The sequence below is a fragment of the Pseudocolwellia agarivorans genome (assembly GCF_002000085.1).
Lineage (GTDB): Bacteria > Pseudomonadota > Gammaproteobacteria > Enterobacterales > Alteromonadaceae > Pseudocolwellia > Pseudocolwellia agarivorans.
On sequence record NZ_MUZU01000014.1, the window covers coordinates 1 to 16,749 of the forward strand.

The 16,749-nt window shown below is 38.9% G+C and carries 13 protein-coding genes; 7 read left to right on the top strand and 6 right to left on the bottom strand.

Annotated elements, in window-relative coordinates; translation table 11 throughout:
- Together B0X80_RS17400 and B0X80_RS17405 are read left to right on the top strand one after the other, a co-directional pair.
- Positions 1-2,052 (top strand): penicillin acylase family protein (locus B0X80_RS17400; protein ID WP_175623977.1); only part of this gene is annotated, 2,052 nt, incomplete at its 5' end.
- Positions 2,053-2,166: 114 nt separating this feature from the next.
- Complete coding sequence (locus tag B0X80_RS17405) at positions 2,167-3,942, top strand: M14 family metallopeptidase (protein ID WP_175623978.1); 1,776 nt, start codon at positions 2,167-2,169, stop codon at positions 3,940-3,942.
- Positions 3,943-4,162: 220 nt separating this feature from the next.
- On the opposite strand, the gene B0X80_RS17410 is transcribed toward B0X80_RS17405, so the two are convergent.
- The gene (locus tag B0X80_RS17410; RefSeq protein ID WP_077342620.1) at positions 4,163-4,396 is read right to left on the bottom strand and encodes a DAK2 domain-containing protein; all 234 of its coding nucleotides are present in this window, start codon (positions 4,394-4,396) and stop codon (positions 4,163-4,165) included.
- A 73-nt stretch (positions 4,397-4,469) separates the two neighbouring features.
- Positions 4,470-4,889 carry a tetratricopeptide repeat protein gene (locus tag B0X80_RS17415; RefSeq protein WP_175623979.1) on the bottom strand — a complete coding sequence of 140 codons (420 nt, stop codon included), beginning with the start codon at positions 4,887-4,889 and terminating at the stop codon, positions 4,470-4,472.
- A 184-nt stretch (positions 4,890-5,073) separates the two neighbouring features.
- Here B0X80_RS17415 and B0X80_RS17420 point away from each other — a divergent pair, with 184 nt between their 5' ends.
- The gene (locus B0X80_RS17420; RefSeq protein ID WP_077342624.1) at positions 5,074-5,859 is read left to right on the top strand and encodes a PhzF family phenazine biosynthesis protein; all 786 of its coding nucleotides are present in this window, start codon (positions 5,074-5,076) and stop codon (positions 5,857-5,859) included.
- A gap of 73 nt (positions 5,860-5,932) precedes the next feature.
- Here B0X80_RS17420 and nhaD read toward each other — a convergent pair whose 3' ends face one another.
- The 4 genes from nhaD to B0X80_RS17440 form a co-directional block, all read right to left on the bottom strand.
- Positions 5,933-7,174 (bottom strand): sodium:proton antiporter NhaD, encoded by a 1,242-nt coding sequence (gene nhaD / locus B0X80_RS17425; protein ID WP_077342626.1) that lies wholly within the window; start codon positions 7,172-7,174, stop codon positions 5,933-5,935.
- 252 nt (positions 7,175-7,426) lie between these two features.
- The gene (locus B0X80_RS17430; RefSeq protein ID WP_076420156.1) at positions 7,427-7,618 is read right to left on the bottom strand and encodes a hypothetical protein; all 192 of its coding nucleotides are present in this window, start codon (positions 7,616-7,618) and stop codon (positions 7,427-7,429) included.
- Positions 7,619-7,770: 152 nt separating this feature from the next.
- On the bottom strand, positions 7,771-8,934 hold the full coding sequence (locus tag B0X80_RS17435; protein WP_089024910.1) for an anhydro-N-acetylmuramic acid kinase: 1,164 nt from the start codon (positions 8,932-8,934) through the stop codon (positions 7,771-7,773).
- On the bottom strand, positions 8,934-10,355 hold the full coding sequence (locus B0X80_RS17440) for a peptidoglycan DD-metalloendopeptidase family protein (RefSeq protein ID WP_425439718.1): 1,422 nt from the start codon (positions 10,353-10,355) through the stop codon (positions 8,934-8,936). Before B0X80_RS17440 ends, B0X80_RS17435 begins: the two co-directional genes overlap by 1 nt.
- 140 nt (positions 10,356-10,495) lie before the next feature.
- Between B0X80_RS17440 and tyrS the strand changes: the two genes are divergently transcribed.
- From tyrS to B0X80_RS17460, 4 genes are all read left to right on the top strand, one after another.
- Entirely contained in the window at positions 10,496-11,695 is a 1,200-nt protein-coding gene (tyrS, locus tag B0X80_RS17445; protein WP_076420154.1) for a tyrosine--tRNA ligase, read from the top strand.
- Between the two features lie 192 nt (positions 11,696-11,887).
- A complete protein-coding gene (locus B0X80_RS17450) occupies positions 11,888-12,256 on the top strand; it encodes a DUF2946 domain-containing protein (RefSeq protein ID WP_139345346.1) in 369 nt (122 codons plus the stop codon).
- 64 nt (positions 12,257-12,320) lie between these two features.
- Positions 12,321-13,547 (top strand): efflux RND transporter periplasmic adaptor subunit, encoded by a 1,227-nt coding sequence (locus B0X80_RS17455; RefSeq protein ID WP_077342632.1) that lies wholly within the window; start codon positions 12,321-12,323, stop codon positions 13,545-13,547.
- A gap of 17 nt (positions 13,548-13,564) precedes the next feature.
- Entirely contained in the window at positions 13,565-16,741 is a 3,177-nt protein-coding gene (locus B0X80_RS17460; RefSeq protein WP_077342634.1) for an efflux RND transporter permease subunit, read from the top strand.
- Positions 16,742-16,749: the final 8 nt, after the last annotated feature.

The following is a 16,749-nucleotide window of genomic DNA, read 5'->3' on the forward strand; positions in this document are numbered from 1 at the left end:
ATCGATGAGGTAAATGCTGACCCAGAGAATAAAACGCCGATTGAGTTTATCCGTTGGGGTATCGAGCCAACGCGTTGGAGCCTTGTAGAATATCTCGCAATGATCGCTTCATTGCCACAAGGCCGTGATACGTTTGAGATCAACAACTTGAAATTCCTCACTGAAATGATAGCTCGCTACGGGGAGAAGCAGGGCTGGCAGATTTTCAACGATGTTGTGCCAATTTCCGACCCTGATTCCCCCACCGTCATCGCTGAGGGTGAAGATCTTGCGCCAACGCGGCCAATGCCAAAACCCGTTTTTTCACCTGTTCAGCTTGGACAGAAAAAAGGTGCCGACTTAACCAATGTTCGGACGTTACAATCCGATCTGCCTTCGGAAGCAAGCCGTTGCCTAGTGATAGGTCCAGAAAAATCCGCCAGCGGCAAGGTGCTGATGTTGCAAGCGACGTCAGATGGCCCTGAAATCCACCTCAAAGGTGGAGGGTTTGATAACGCAGGTTTTGTTACGTCAAACATAGGCTTGCCAATTATGGGCCGCGGTGCACAGCATGGCTGGCTGATGGTTTCAGGAAAGAGTGAGGCTGACACGGTATTCGCCGAAAAGCTCAATCCCAACAACCGCTATGAATATTGGTACAAGGGTGCTTGGAAAAAGATGGAGCATCGTACGGAGACTATTCAGGTTAAAGATGCTGCGCCGGTTACTCATGAGGTGGCAAGAACAATCCACGGCCCAGTGATCGCGTGGGATGTGAGCAATGGCGTCGCCTATTCTGAAAAGATGGGTCTGCATGGTAAGCAACTTGATACTTGGGCTGCTATGGCCGAGATGGGTCGGGCAAAAAACCTTGAAGACTTCAAAACCAAGGGCGTGGATAAAATGGGCTGGAATGTCGGCGTTTGCTACGGAGGCGAAGATGGACAGATTGCCTATTTTGAGGTAGGTGCCATTCCAAAGAAGGCCGCCAATGTTGATCCGCGGCTTCCGACTCCCGGTACTGGCGAATATGAATGGACAGGTTTTTTTACGCCAGATGAGAAACCAAGGGTAATCAACCCCAGTCAAGGTTACATTTACGCGTGGAACAGTAAGCCAACTACTTGGATGCCGGAGGGGAATAACTCCCGTTTTGGTGCGACTTTTCGTACCTGGCTCGGTGATCGCTTGGCGTCTACTGAGCAGCCACTGACCCTTCTTGATATGCGCGAATTTAATCGCAAAATATTCAGCGCTTTTGGTGCCATCGACCGCAACTTGGCTTCGCCAGACTTTTTCGCGCCTTATATAAGTAAAGCGATTGAGGTGAGCGACGATCCTGAGGTTAAGCAGGCAGGTGAGTTAATGCTGAGCTTTGATGGGCTGTATCAAGACCTTAATTTAGACCAGAAGTATGACAACCCCGGCTTGACGTTATACCGAACTTGGCTCGAAGTTGCGCCGAGTATGATATTTGAAGACGATATCGGCACTTGGTGGAAAACGATCGATGAGGGGCGTTATCTGACCTACCAGTCTAGCTTGTTGCTTCGTGCTTTCCAGGGCCGTGACGCGGGCGCACCACTTGGAGTTGATTATTTCAATGGACGGGACAGAAACGAGCTTATCGTCGATACGATCAAGGCAACTATTGCCAAAGTTAGCGGAGAATTTCCGAATAAGGATATGGCGGAATGGAAATTGCCCATCTTCTGGAAGTATTACGACCCTTCGGCGAAGACGCCTGAACGGAAGTCCGTTGATAATAATGCACGCAGAACACGTCTGTTTTCACAGCTGGGCCTCGGGCCAGCAATGGCACCTCACAACGGTGGCGAGTACTGGATTGGATTAATGGAGATGGACAGTAAGAATAGAGCGCTTTATTCGGTGGTAGAGACAGGAGGTCAGAGCAAGTTCATCGATCCTCAAGGCCGTGGTAATCCTCACCTTATGGATCAACTGCGGATGCATGAGGGAAGTGATTTAAAGAGAATTCCGCTTGAGGCCCGCGGTATAATATCCGCCGCCGAGTCGACCGAGACTCTCGAATATAGACCAAAGAAAAAATAATCTATATTCACGATAAAACGAGGCTCAAAGGTATAATTGCAGTTCATATTAACTTGTGGACTGCTCTGGAGGCCAAATGCCCTTGTAATGATAAACTACTCTGAGGAATTACTAATGTTGGCGAATATAGGTTCTAAAGCACGTGTCTTTTGGTTATCACTGTTGTTTTCTGCTCTGTTTAGCATACATACTGGCGTTGTGGCTCAGGACGTTCAATGGGCGGACTACATGGATTATAAGGAGATGACTAATTCTTTAAAAAATTGGACATCCAATAATCCAAAATTAACCTCGCTATCTTCCATTGGGAAAAGTTACGAGGGCAGAGAGCTTTGGCTTGTCACTGTTACGAATTCAGAAAAAGGGGCTAGTGAGGACAAGCCAGCGTTGTATGTACAAGGCGGCATTGACTCAGATGAGATAATTTCCACGCAGTCGGCAATGTACTTACTTAACAAATTATTGACCAAATACGGGATTGATGAAAATATCACCAGACTGGTTGACAATTATACGTTGTATCTTTTGCCAAACCTTATTCCGGATCAATCGGAGCGCTATCATCACCTTCCTATTAGTGTTCGGGATTCTACTACGCGTCCGTACGATAATGATAACGATGGTCTCTTTGACGAAGATGATCAGGAGGATATCGACGGTGACGGTCGCGTACTACAGATGCGTGTAAGAAACCCACAGGGCGCGTACCAGCTGAGCAAAGAAGATTCTCGTGTCATGGTTACTCGTGATCCTTTAGCTGTGAATCACGATGGCCCTTTTTATGATTTGTATCCACGAGAAGGGATAGACAACGACCAAGATGGATTGATTAATGAGGATGCTGTAGGGGGGGTTGACCCAAATAGAAACTGGCCAGCACATTGGAGGCAAGAGTATGCGCAGGAATGGGCTGGACCCTACCCGCTTTCTGAAATTGAGACTCGAAGTCTGGCTGAATTTTATTTTGATCACCCAAATATCGGTATGATTATCGATCTACATTCGACGGGAAACCATTTATATCGGCCCTCATCCGTCAATACTGACGACATGATGGATCTGCAAGATTTAAACTACTATAAAACTCTGGGAAAACTATATTCCAATGTTACTAATGGGCCCGTATGGACACCGTGGGAAAGGAGTAAGTCTGGAGGGAAACCAGGAACACCCCGTACGGGCATATTGATGGACTGGGCTTATGAGCACCTTGGTGTATTTTCTTTTGTACCGGAGTTGTGGAATTTCCCATTTGATAAAAATCAAAAAGCGTTAATCGGTGCACCAGAAGGCGAAAAAATCGATTGGGCGCTTAAGAATTTTGGCCGCGAGGTATGGACTGACTGGTATGAAGTTAAGCATCCTGATTTAGGGAAAGTTGAGCTAGGAGGTTGGAACAAACCCATGCCCAATAACCCAATGGGAAAATATGTGGAGCGGGTCGCTGATGAAATTACCACTTGGTTGCTACAAGTGTGGCAAAAACTCCCTTATTTAAAAGTTGATACCGATGTTAAAGTTTTAAAGAAAAATCAGTATAAAATAATCGTGAAAATATCGAATACGGGCTTTATGCCCACTAATGTAACAAATCGCGCGCTCACCACAGAAATGGTTATGCCAATATTTCTAACAGTGGAAAGTTCCGGTGCTTCTGTATTGGCTATGACAGGAGCAGAGACTGGTAAACTATATGGTCGTTCTGGATTAGTGTTGGGTCATTTGGCCGGTTGGAAAAATGCGAAAGTTACTCAGAAAAATCGTACCGAAGGTGGAAGAAACATTAAGTTTGTTGAATTGATTGTAGAGAAAACAAACGATGCGTCTGAAATTGAAATTACGGTAAATGGACAACGCGCAGGAGTAGTGCGTGAAGTAATCGCCTTATAAAGAAGATTTTATGAGGGGATTTGAATCTAATATCTAACTACTGCGAAATTAGGGAACTTATCTTGGACGTTAAATAGGGTTTTTCTTCAGCGATTACTGGAGTCAAACCCTAATTAAATGAAAGCGGTTTTGGTAAATTAATAGCTCATAGAATAACCGCTAATGTCTTATTTAGCATACTCTAAATTTGTGTCACTGGTTGTCGGTACCCATTCAGTTTTCAGGCATCTAAAAACTCTTTCCATAGGAGCGTTATCCTAGCCGTTACCACATCATTCGTTTGCGCTTTGTCCATTAATACAATCATCTCGCTGATAGAATCCAATACTGTTTTATCGCCTAAACTAGCGCCACCACGGCTCATCATTGCATCGAGTGCTGCCTGTAGTAATTTAGGAACCTCTGTTACCTTAATCGATTTTTGACCTTTAATTAATTTACCTGCAGCTATCATTGATGTGTCATTAAGGTACCAAAGCTTGAACCAAGTACTTTTTGGATTTTAGTATAATTACTGGGTTTTCTGTTTATGAATTTTTTAATTCTTCCAGTAAATCATGAATCTCAGCTTTTAATTCTTTATCTACAATTTTATTACAGCTAATTTTTGCTTTTTCTAAATGTTCAATAGCACCTGTTTTATCACCTAGTTCTATCTTTAATGTTGCAATTGAAAAGCTGATCGATGATCGAAAATCTTTAGAATTAATCGCTTCAGCTTTTAATAAGGCGCGTTCATAAATAGTAACCGCTAGAGTTAAGTCGTCAGTAAAATCACCAAGGGTTTCCCACTGTACAGGATGGTCTTTATCTGTATTGTCATGTTCTTCACACAGTTGTTTTAACTCTAAATAATAACCATCAAATCTTGTTTGATTTTCTTCTTCAGCAGCCGACATTAAGTTATCAGTGAGCGAAAGTACTCTTTTATATATTTTAGTATTCATGATTGTGGCCTTTTTAATTATGGTTAACGAAGAATCAAGTGATTATAGATGTTTTACCCAAAGTAAATAGGAACTTATTGAGATTAGCGCATAATAATAAAAGTATTGTGTACTTATATGTCTTTAGGTGAGGATTTTTATTATGCTATTTGATATTAGTAAATAAGCGAATGAATAAACTCTTATGAAATTGAAAATTTATCAAGTTGATGCTTTTGCATCGAATGCTTTTGAAGGCAATCCTGCGGCTGTTTGTCCGTTAACTGAATGGCTAGATGACGAACTACTACAAAAAATAGCGGAAGAGAACAACTTATCTGAAACGGCATTTTTTGTCATGTCAGAACAATCAATTCACCTACGTTGGTTTACGCCAATGGAAGAGGTTGATTTATGTGGTCATGCGACTTTAGCTACAGCGTATGTGCTTTATGAATACTTGGGTTTTACTAAGTCAGAAGTTACTTTTATAACGAAAAGTGGCGAGTTAGTGGTCAGTAAAAGTGCTCAGGGCTTTAGTATGGATTTTCCTGCCTCAATGCCCCAAACAGTAAAGGCTTCATCAGCATTATTAAAAGGTTTAGGAATAAATACTTTACCTAAACAGGTGATGGCTGCTTTTGATTATATTGTTGTGTTAAATAGTGAAGAAGAGATACGCAAGCTTACGCCTGACTTTTCAAAATGGTTAGATCTGGATTTACGTGGTGTGGTTGTTACTGCTGAAGGTAATAAGGCAGATTTTGTTAGCCGTAGCTTTTTTCCAAAATTAAGAGTGAATGAAGATCCTGTTACAGGTTCTGCTCATTGCGAGCTTGCTCCATATTGGGAGAAAGAATTAGCAAAGTCTAAACTTACAGGCGCACAAGTTTCAAAAAGAGGTGGAACTGTATTATGTGAAGTAAAAGCTGAACGTGTAGTTTTAACTGGAACCGCTGTAGGCTATATGGTTGGCGAAATTTTTATTTAATCTCGGCTGAGTGAATCATTATTTATAACGATAAATACCTCACATTCGTGAGGTATCAATCCTATTTGATCGCCTAATAGATATATTGCGCTAACCCTATAGTTACTAAATAACCAAAAGCGTAAGCTAAAAATAAAGCGGGTATGTATTTAGAGTATGACAAAAAGGTAATCTCTTTCATTTTGCTCATGGCAATAATACCTGCTGCAGAGCCTATAACAAGTAATGAACCACCTACACCCACCGCATAAGTTAAGCCTAACCATTCAGGTGTTGTTAACGTTGGTTCCGCTTTTAATAACGCGGCAGTTAAAGGAACATTATCAAGTAAAGCAGAGCCAATACCGGCTAAAAAGCTTGAAACATTAGGATCAAATTTGCTGTAAATTTCAGTGATTAATTCTAAAACCCCAATCTCTTTCAACATACCAACAATTAATAAAATGCCTAAAAAGAATAATAAAGTGTCGTATTCTATTTTGCGTACGTAATCTAATATTTCTGTTTCTTCAGTATCGGTTCTGTATGTTCTTCCCACTAAAAACATAATAGAAAGCCCCCCCATAAAGGTTAAAACGGGTGGTATTTTAAAGAAAATATTCAGTGCCATGGTTAATACGATCGTACTAAAAAAGATAGCAGCAATAATAATGTCAACTGGCTCATAGCTTCTTTCACAAGGCTCTATGGAGGCTTGACCTTTAGTTCCAAAAGAAAGAATAATCGCTAAAAAGAACACACTTGCTACGGCAGGAACAAGCAATATAAGTAATTCAGAAATTTGTAAGTGGCCATCTAAAAATATCATCAAGGTAGTAACATCACCCGTGATTAATGAAACACCGCCAGAGTTCACGGCAAAAATAGTTAATACTGCCATTTTGAGTTTGGTTTTTTTATCTAAATCGAAAGATTGCAATAAGGTTAAGGTAACTAGCGTAGCAGTTACGTTGTCGCAAATAGCAGATAAAACGAGTGAGAAGAGGGCAACTAATAGCATCAACCTGCGCTTAGATAGCTTAGCTGGAAATAGTTTTTGCACCGCTGTTTGTATTACGCCTTTTGCATTTAAATATGCAACAAAGGTCATTGTAGACATTAAGAATAACCACAATACTGCTATTTCTAATAGGTTTTCTTCAAGTTGATGATTAAGTAGTGAATGCTCTCCTGGTTGTGCATTGATGAATAATGCTATCCATGAAATACACCCAAAAAATAATGTTGTTTTAGCTTTATTTATGTGTGTTATTTCTTCAAAAACAATACTTAATAAAGCAAGGATAGCAAAAGAAATAAGAAGATATTCAACCATTTTAGTTAACTCTAAGTAGATGCGTTTTATAAGAAAAATAGTCCTAAAAAGGAGGTCTATTTTGAGTAGCGCGATTAGAGCATATATTCTAAAGTTATGCGAAATAATTAGAATGTATTTTTAATATTATTAAGGAATATAGGGTGTGATATTTAGATATAAGCATTAAAAATGCCCTTAGGTGATTTATAAACACTTAAGGGCATTGTCAGAATTCATTAATAGAGCTATTTTTGTGGGTGTTACTGTAAATTAATAGTAAGTATCTTCTCGGTTATGGGCTTGTGGATCGTCGATTAATTCTTCAAAATCAACGTCAAAATTTTTATTATTATTTGTATCGGCCATGTAAATTCTACGTGTTGAACCATCAATCCAGGTAACTGTACCACTACCTTTCTTGCTCCCGCATTTCATTCCTATGTGAATATCGTTAAATTGCATTGTTCCTCCTCAACCTTAATTATCATTAATTGCTAAAGGTACACATTTAGATTGTGAGTAATAATAATAGTTCAATCTAACCGCAATGTGCGTCTGTTTTTTAAACAGGGACAGATCATTATAGAGATAAAACTTTTTATATCTAGGCTTTTTTAAGGTTGGTATTCAATACCCAAGACGGCTTCTTTTCTAGCCCCTGTTACCGCTGGAATGTTGCCTGTAATTTTTTTATCAAAAGCATAGGCAAACCAAGCAAAAGCAGAAGCTTCTAATGCATCACTATTTATATTAATTGTGTCGCTACTGGTAACGTTAAAATTGATAAGATTTTGTTTTATAAGGTTAAATAGGTATGTGTTTAGGGTGCCACCACCGCATAAGTATACGTTGGCTTTCGTACTTAATAATCGTACTTGATCGGTTATGGTTTGCGCAGTTAACGCCGTTAATGTGGCTTGAATATCTTCAGCTAGTAGCTGTTTTTCTTGTGCTAAATTTGATGCGGAACTTTGTAAAAACTGAGATATATTCTTATTAACCCAGTCCATATTAAAATACTCTCTGCCTGTACTTTTGGGGGCAGACAATGTGAGATAATCGTCCTTTAGAAAGTGATTTAAAAGCGCGGTATTAACGTTACCTGATTGTGCCCATTCGCCATTATTGTCGAACCTTCCTTGTTTGTGAGTTTTATACCAATCGTCGATTAACGCGTTTCCAGGGCCTGTATCAAAGCCGAGTATAGATTTGCTTTTATCTACCGGGAGAAAGGTCACATTAGCAATTCCACCAATGTTTATAACAAAAACATCTTGTGGTTCGTTAGGAAACAAGGCTTTATGAAAAGCTGGCACTAGAGGCGCTCCTTGACCACCTAACACCATGTCTTTGGTTCTAAAGTCACCAATGACTTTTATGCCTGTTAAGGTAGCTAAGGTTTGGTTACAGCCTATTTGTAGTGTAAAAGGGGTGGCTATTTCTGAGGTGATACTTGGTCTGTGCCTGATGGTTTGCCCATGGTTACCAATAGCGGCAATTGTGTTTATATCTATATTTTCTTGTGAAACAAACTGGTTGATAGCTTGTGCAAACTGTTTGGCTAACAACACATCTAAAGTAAAAGCTTTATCTATTTCATTAGTATTAGGCTGATAAAGCTCAGTAATTTTTTTGTAGGTTGTTTCGTTATACCCTTGGTAATAGCTGGAAATAAGCTTAGGTTTACCTGTAGAAAAGTCAACTAAAGCTAAATCTATACCGTCAGCACTTGTGCCAGACATAATACCAATATAAAGCTGACTTTGGTTTACAGTCATTACGATTTAGAATCAGCTTTTTGCATCGTTAACATTGCTTGACGAGAGCCTTCAAGCTCAGCCATACGTCGTGCAGCTAAAGCGGCAAACTCTGCTTTATATTTTTTATCTAATGGATTGGCATTAGGTAATTTTACAGTTCTAGGGTTACGGTGTACGCCATTGAGTAAAAATTCGTAATGTAAATGCGGAGCTTGAGACATACCTGTAGAACCAACGTAACCAATAACTTGCCCTTGTTTAACACGTTGTCCTGCTTTAACTGTGCGTTTTGAAAAATGCAGGTATTTAGTCACAATGCCATTACCGTGCTGGATAAATACGTAGTTACCGTTGTATTTGTTATAGGTTGAATGAGTAACCTTGCCGTTACCCGCGGCAACAACAGGTGTACCTGTTTTAGCTCGATAGTCAGTGCCGTTATGTGGTTTAACTCTTTTTTGAATAGGGTGGAAGCGTTTAGGGTTAAAGTTAGAGCTTATGTATCTGAAATTAACAGGCGCACGTAAAAACGCTTTACGCATACTTTTACCCGTTGCAGAGTAATACTCTCCATCACTAAAACGTATTGCTTGAAAAGGTTCGTTTTGGTTAATAAATTCAGCCGCTAATATTTTACCTGCCCCAATAAATTCGCCATCCACATATTTATTTTCATAAACTACGTGAAAGCTGTCACCCGATCTTATGTCTAAAGCAAAATCGATATCCCAACCAAAAATATTTGCTAGGTTTATAATTTGTGCATCGTCTAAACCAGCAGCAATACCTGCACTCCAGAAATTAGACTTGATAACTCCATGCGCTGTTGCTTCTCTAATTTCAACAGTTTTTGTTTCAATATGAGACTGATATTGTTCATCTATCCAATTAACAAATAAGGTATCAGTTTTAGTTAGTGGGTAAGTAAGAGCAACGAGTTTACCTGTATCGTCTTTAGCAATATGAAGTGTGTCGCCTATATTTAATCTTTTTAGTAATTTTGTATCTTTACCTTCAGCAATACTTAGCTCATAGGTTGTGCGTGCGCTATAGCCTAAACGTTTAAGAATTTTAGCTAAAGAATCACCACTTTTTACTTTAGCGGTATCCCATGTATAAGTTTCACTAGCATCTTCAATAACCGTTTCAGGTTCTTGGTTATTATTAGGTTCATCTGTTTTTGTTGAATCGAGAGAATCGTTATTTGAACCAACAACTGTTTCATCTAACACAGGTACACCTGATTCAGGCACCGTTAATTGATATCTTTTACCTATTTCTAATGCGGTTTCTTGAGATTGACGACCGGCTTTAGCCTTTTCTGAAGGCAAAATTAGCAATACCATGAATATAGCAGTACATACGCTAATTATAATTTTATGTTTTTTAGGTAACTCTAAAAAGTAATTCTTTATAATATTCAATGATTTAACTTCTATTGTATAGGTTTTGTGTTTTGGCGAACTACTAACTATAACAAAAAAAAGCAAATACAACAGCTATAGGGTTTTATCCTAAGCAAAAAGTGCAGTAGAATTCGCCTATAAAATCTTACAAATTATCCCAATTGGAGCCATTAATGACTGATGTCAGCCAAGCGTTTGCCGAAATTAAACGCGGTGCAGAAGAAATCTTGCTAGAAGATGAATTACTTGCAAAATTAAAGAAAGGTAAACCTTTAAAAATTAAAGCGGGTTTTGATCCTACAGCACCAGATTTGCATTTAGGCCATACGGTTCTTATTAATAAGTTGCGTCAATTTCAACAGCTTGGACACGAAGTTATTTTTTTAATAGGTGACTTTACTGGTATGATTGGCGACCCAACGGGTAAAAATGTTACTCGTAAGCCGTTAACAAAAGAAGATGTGCTATCAAACGCTGAAACGTATAAAGAGCAAGTGTTTAAAATTTTAGACCCTGCTAAAACTACCGTAGCTTTTAACTCTACGTGGATGGATAAGTTAGGTGCGGCTGGTATGTTAAAGCTGGCTTCTCGTCAAACTGTTGCTCGAATGATGGAACGTGACGATTTTAAAAAGCGTTATGCTGGCGGCCAAGCAATAGCTATACATGAATTTATGTATCCGTTAGTACAAGGTTGGGATTCTGTTGCTTTAGAATCTGACGTGGAATTAGGCGGTACTGATCAAAAATTCAATTTATTAATGGGTCGTGAATTACAAAAGTCTGAAGGGCAACGTCCGCAAACTGTATTAATGATGCCGTTATTAGAAGGTTTAGACGGCGTTCAAAAAATGTCTAAATCATTAAATAACTATATTGGTATTACTGACAGCCCTACAGAAATGTTTGGTAAAGTTATGTCTATTTCTGATGTACTCATGTGGCGTTACTTTGATTTATTAAGTTTTAGGCCAATAGCTGAAATTGAAGCGTTTAAAACCGATATTGAAAATGGTACTAATCCTCGCGATATTAAAATTACGTTAGCGAAAGAATTAATCACTCGTTTTCATGATGAGAGTGCAGCAGAAGCCGCTCATCAAGAGTTTATTAATCGTTTCCAAAAGGGGGCGATGCCAGATGACATTCCTGAAGTAGACGTAACGGCTGAAGATGGAAGTATTGCTATCGCTAATTTATTTAAAGACGCAGGGTTAGCAGCAAGTACGTCTGAAGCGATGCGCATGATCAAACAAGGTGCAGCAAAAATTGACGGCGAAAAAATTGTAGATAACAAACTTGCCGTTGAAGTAGGCACGTGTGCTGTGTTTCAAATAGGTAAGCGTAAGTTTGCAAAAGTTACGGTAAAATAAGCTCTATTTTATCATTTAGCTGTACGTAACTTATCCACTAAAGCCAGTAATTTTACTGGCTTTTTGTTTTAAGCTTCTTTGACATACTTTGTAATTATTCTTTGTTGTTGAATATATCGCGACAGTGTTATGCTCAAGTCGTTGATTCTTAATACTCCTTATTTTATTACTACGTTTTTATAATTAAATTTTATGATTAAATCGTGCTTACATTACCTATTACTCTGCTGCATCGCTATGCAGTCGTTTATTGTGTTGGCCAACAATCAAGAAATTCATCAACCTGATTTACAGCATTTAAAGATAGAACACTCCCACCAAAGCCATTTAAATTCAAAATACTCTTCAGAACAAAGTTCATTAACGGGTAGTACTGATAGTGCCGACCACAATGAAAAAGATTGTCACCATTGTGGTCATTGTCATGGTTCTCATATGCATTGGGTACATTCAACTTCAGCTTTACCTGATGAAGTGCTTAACGGTGCCTTTGCTTTTTACTATATAGAATTAGCCAGAACCCATATTGTAGATAATAAGCTACGCCCTCCTATCGCTTAATTTAAATAAAACCAGTGGTTATCGAAAGTTAATCATCCTTTTTATATAAATTAAGAGAACAATCATGAACAACAAATTTGCTAATGGCTTATGTCGAGTCCTTACGTTATCTATAGTTTTACCTATTGTATGCGCTATTGTGCCAGCGGTTTCAGTTGCACAAGATGAACACCAGCATGATCATAATGATCATGCTGTAAAAAAAGAAACTAAAAGCACAACACCAAAAGAAGTTAATTACACTGAAAGTACGCCTGACGAACATGAAGAGGCTGGCGTTAAATTATCGTCAGAGCAAATAACTCTGGCTGAAATTAAAAGCGAAGTGGTTATCGCTAAACATCAAAATAGTCGTGTTTATGCGCCTGCCGAACTTAAAGCAAACGGTTATACAACCTATGTTGTTTCACCTAGAGTTGATTCGGTAGTAATAAAACGTCATATATCGTTAGGAGAGCATGTTAGTTTAAATCAGCCTCTTGTCACTTTATTCAGTGAAGTTATTGCACAAGAACAAGCTGATTATCGTATTAACTTTGCCGAATATAATCGGGTGAATAAACTAAGCACACAAGTGGTGAGTGAAAAATACGCTTCAGACGTTAAAACTCGCTACGAAGCATCTACCGCGCGTTTAAAAGCCTTTGGTTTAACAGATAAGGCAATTAAGCAATTGTCTGCTAAAAAAGACTCGCCATTAGGTGAATACACCTTAGAAGCTCAACAGACTGGACTGGTATTAAGTGATGAGTTTCAACAGGGACAACGAATGGAAGCAGGGCAGTCGTTAGTTGTACTGGCTGATGAAAGTTCGTTGTGGGTAGAGGCAAGCTTATCCCCCAATACTAAGTTATTACTAAGTGCTGGAACGGAAGCTGAATTAGTGGTGAATAACGCTATTTTTACTGCACAAGTTATTCAAGAAACTCACACCATAGATCCTAAAACAAGAACTCGTATTGTTAGGCTTTTAGTTAAAAATAATAACCATCAATTACATTCAGGTATGTTTGGCGACGTATATTTTAATACGTTAAGCCAAGAACCTATCTTAGCTGTTCCTGAATCTGCCCTTATGCGTAGTCCTGATGGTGATTGGGTAGTATTTATTGAAGAAAAACCACAACTGTTTGTCGCTAAAGAAGTCGAGTTAGGGCGTTCATTAGGTGATTCAACACAACCACTGCGTGAAATTATTGGCATAGCTTCAGGTCAAAAAATAGTGACTCAAGGTGCTTTTTTTATCGCATCAGAACAAGCTAAAGGCGGCTTTGACCCGCATAACCATTAAATAATTGGAGTTTTATTATGTTTAATCGAATGATCGATTGGGCTATAGCACACCGATTTTTAGTGCTTATTGCTCTTGGTAGCTTAATGCTTGCCGCTTACTTTGTGATCCCAAAGCTGAATTTAGATGCATTTCCTGATGTAACTAATGTACAAGTTTCAATAAATACCGAAGCCCCCGGTTTAGCTTCTGAAGAAGTAGAAAAGTTGATCACCTTTCCTATTGAAGCCGTTATGTACGCTTTGCCCAATGTAGAAGAAGTACGCTCTATATCAAAAACAGGTTTGTCGGGGATTAGTGTTGTATTTAAAGAAGGTACAGATATTTACTTTGCCAGACAGCTAGTATTTGAGCGTTTGCAATCAGCTAAAGAGCTTATTCCTGACTCTGTGGGAACACCTGAAATTGGACCGAACACTTCAGGCTTAGGGCAAGTTTATCAATATTTATTGATTGCTGATCAAGACTCTGGCTTTAACAGCATGGATTTACGTAGTTTAAACGACTGGGTAGTTAAATTATTACTTATGCCTGTTGATGGTATTACCGAGGTGCTGTCGTTTGGTGGTGAAGTTCGTCAATATCAAGTGGTTGTTAATCCGTCTAAGTTGTTGGCCTATGAGCTTTCTCAACAAGATGTGGTAGATGCGATTGAAGATAATAATACTAACGTAGGCGGTTGGTATATGAATCGAGGCCAAGAGCAGTTAGTTATCAGAGGAACAGGTTGGTTAAGTGCTAATAAAAAAGGCTTAGCAGAAATAGGGCAAATTCCTTTAAAAAGTATTGATGGTATCGTTGTTAAAGTTTCTGATGTAGCCCGTATTGAGTTTGGTAGCGAAATCAGACAAGGCGCTGTCACTATGTCGCAACGTGATGTTCAAGGCAATATAGAATCTCTTGGCGAAGTTATGTCGGGTGTTGTGCTTAAACGTATGGGAGCAAACACTAAAAATACGATTGACGGTATTGAAGAGAAAAGACAATTAATAGATCAAGCCTTACCAAAAGGTGTTTCTTTTAAGCCGTTATATAACCAAGCCATGTTAATTGAACAAGCCATTAAAACAGTAAGTGATGCACTGGTACTTGCTTTTGTTTTTATTGTAGTGATATTGCTGCTTTTTTTGATGGATTTAAAAGCCACCGTTTTAGTGCTTATTTCTATACCTATCTCTATCGCGATTGCATTAATGACCATGAGCTTATTGGGTCTTTCAGCTAACTTAATGTCATTAGGTGGTATTGCTGTTGCTATTGGTATGTTGGTAGATGGCTCGGTAGTTATGGTTGATAATATTGTTAAGCACTTAACCGAACAGGCTGATGCCGAAAAAACAGTAACAGATCCTTCTGCTAAAAAAGCTGATGAGTTCAAACCGAGTATTTCACTATTTCAAATAGCCTGTAAAGAAGTGGCTAAACCAATCTTTTTTGCTGCGATGATTATCTTAGTTGTTTTTACGCCTATGTTTACTTTTGAAGGGGTTGAAGCTAAGCTTTTTCAGCCTATGGCCGTAAGTATAATGATCGCAATTATAGCATCCGTGATGGTGGCGTTATTTGTGGTACCTGCGTTAGCGACTATCTTGTTTAATAAAAACATTGCGTTACCTAAAAAATCTATAATTTCGGTATTTGAAAAAGCTTACGCTAAAAGCCTTAATTGGTCTTTACTTCATAAAAAGTGGGTACTTACCTTTACAGTTATTCTAGTGGTTATTACGCTGGTTATTATTCCTCGAATGGGTACTGAGTTTGTACCAGAATTAGAGGAAGGCACGATTAATTTACGAGTCACCTTTTCACCTTCTTCAAGCTTAGATACGGTATTAAAAACAGCCCCCAAAATTGAAGCTATTCTATTGGCTTTTCCTGAAGTTAATTATGCTCTCAGTCGTATTGGTCGTCCTGAAATTGGTGGAGATCCCGAACCGGTTAATAATATTGAAATATATATAGGTTTAAAACCTATATCTGAATGGGAAAGTGCATCAAATAGAATGGCATTACAGCAATTAATGGAGGTAAAGTTAGAGCAACATCCAGGGTTACTTTTTAACTTTTCTCAGCCTATAGCAAATAGAGTTGATGAGTTACTTTCAGGTGTCAAAGCGCAATTAGCGATAAAGTTATTTGGATCTGATCTCGCTGTTTTGGCAAGTAAAGGGCAAGAAATAGAAACGTTAGTGAAATCGGTTGAAGGCACTAAAGATGTCGCCATGGAACAAATAGTGGGAGAGTCGCAACTGGTTATTTCGCCTAAACGTCAGCAGTTGTCTCGTTATGGATTATCCGTAAATGATGTCATGTCGTTAGTGAAAAATGGCGTTGGCGGCCAAGTAGCAGGGCAAGTTATTAATGGTAATGAGCGCTTTGATATTTACGTTCGGTTAGATAAAGCGTTCCGTAAAAATCAAGAGAGTCTTGCTGAGTTACGATTACAGTCACCGTCAGGTGCTTGGGTACGATTGGGAGATGTAGCCACGATAAATATTGAATCTGGGCCACCTCAAATTCGTCGAGACGACGTACAAAGACGTGTTGTTATACAAGCTAACGTACAAGGACGAGATATGGGCAGTGTGGTTAAAGACATTAATACTCAAATTAAGCGTAATATTAAATTACCAGTTGGTTACTCTGTTGCCATTGGTGGACAGTTTGAAAGCCAACAGCGAGCACAAAATCGTTTAATGCTTGTAGTACCTGTTTCGCTAGCCTTAATCGCTTTGTTGTTGTATTTCTCTTTTGGTTCTGTAGGCCAAGTAGGGCTTATTTTACTCAACGTACCTCTGGCTATTATTGGTGGTGTATTCTCATTGTATTTTTCAGGGCAATACTTATCAGTGCCAAGTGCTGTTGGCTTTATTACCTTGTTTGGTGTCGCGGTATTAAATGGCGTTGTTATGGTTGAAAGCATTAATAGAAGGGTTAAATCAGGTGAGTCTGCTGAAGAGGCCACACGCTTCGGTGCTATTTCACGATTAAGGCCTGTTTTGATGACGGCTTTCACCTCGGCTTTAGGTTTAATTCCTATGTTACTTTCTCAAGGTATTGGCGCCGAAATACAAAAACCGCTCGCAACGGTTATCGTGGGTGGTTTATTTAGCGCAACCTTTTTAACTCTGTTTATTATTCCTCTGTTGTATAAGGGGTTTTCTAAACAGATGTTACTAAATAACCCAAGTTAGAGTTAAAT

Bases quoted from the DNA above. Each gene is read 5' to 3' on its own strand.
- B0X80_RS17405 (WP_175623978.1), top strand. From the start codon at position 2,167: ATGTTGGCGAATATAGGTTCTAAAGCACGTGTCTTTTGGTTATCACTG.
- B0X80_RS17410 (WP_077342620.1), bottom strand. From the start codon at position 4,396: ATGATAGCTGCAGGTAAATTAATTAAAGGTCAAAAATCGATTAAGGTA.
- B0X80_RS17415 (WP_175623979.1), bottom strand. From the start codon at position 4,889: ATGAATACTAAAATATATAAAAGAGTACTTTCGCTCACTGATAACTTA.
- B0X80_RS17420 (WP_077342624.1), top strand. From the start codon at position 5,074: ATGAAATTGAAAATTTATCAAGTTGATGCTTTTGCATCGAATGCTTTT.
- nhaD (WP_077342626.1), bottom strand. From the start codon at position 7,174: ATGGTTGAATATCTTCTTATTTCTTTTGCTATCCTTGCTTTATTAAGT.
- B0X80_RS17430 (WP_076420156.1), bottom strand. From the start codon at position 7,618: ATGCAATTTAACGATATTCACATAGGAATGAAATGCGGGAGCAAGAAA.
- B0X80_RS17435 (WP_089024910.1), bottom strand. From the start codon at position 8,934: ATGACTGTAAACCAAAGTCAGCTTTATATTGGTATTATGTCTGGCACA.
- tyrS (WP_076420154.1), top strand. From the start codon at position 10,496: ATGACTGATGTCAGCCAAGCGTTTGCCGAAATTAAACGCGGTGCAGAA.
- B0X80_RS17450 (WP_139345346.1), top strand. From the start codon at position 11,888: ATGATTAAATCGTGCTTACATTACCTATTACTCTGCTGCATCGCTATG.
- B0X80_RS17455 (WP_077342632.1), top strand. From the start codon at position 12,321: ATGAACAACAAATTTGCTAATGGCTTATGTCGAGTCCTTACGTTATCT.
- B0X80_RS17460 (WP_077342634.1), top strand. From the start codon at position 13,565: ATGTTTAATCGAATGATCGATTGGGCTATAGCACACCGATTTTTAGTG.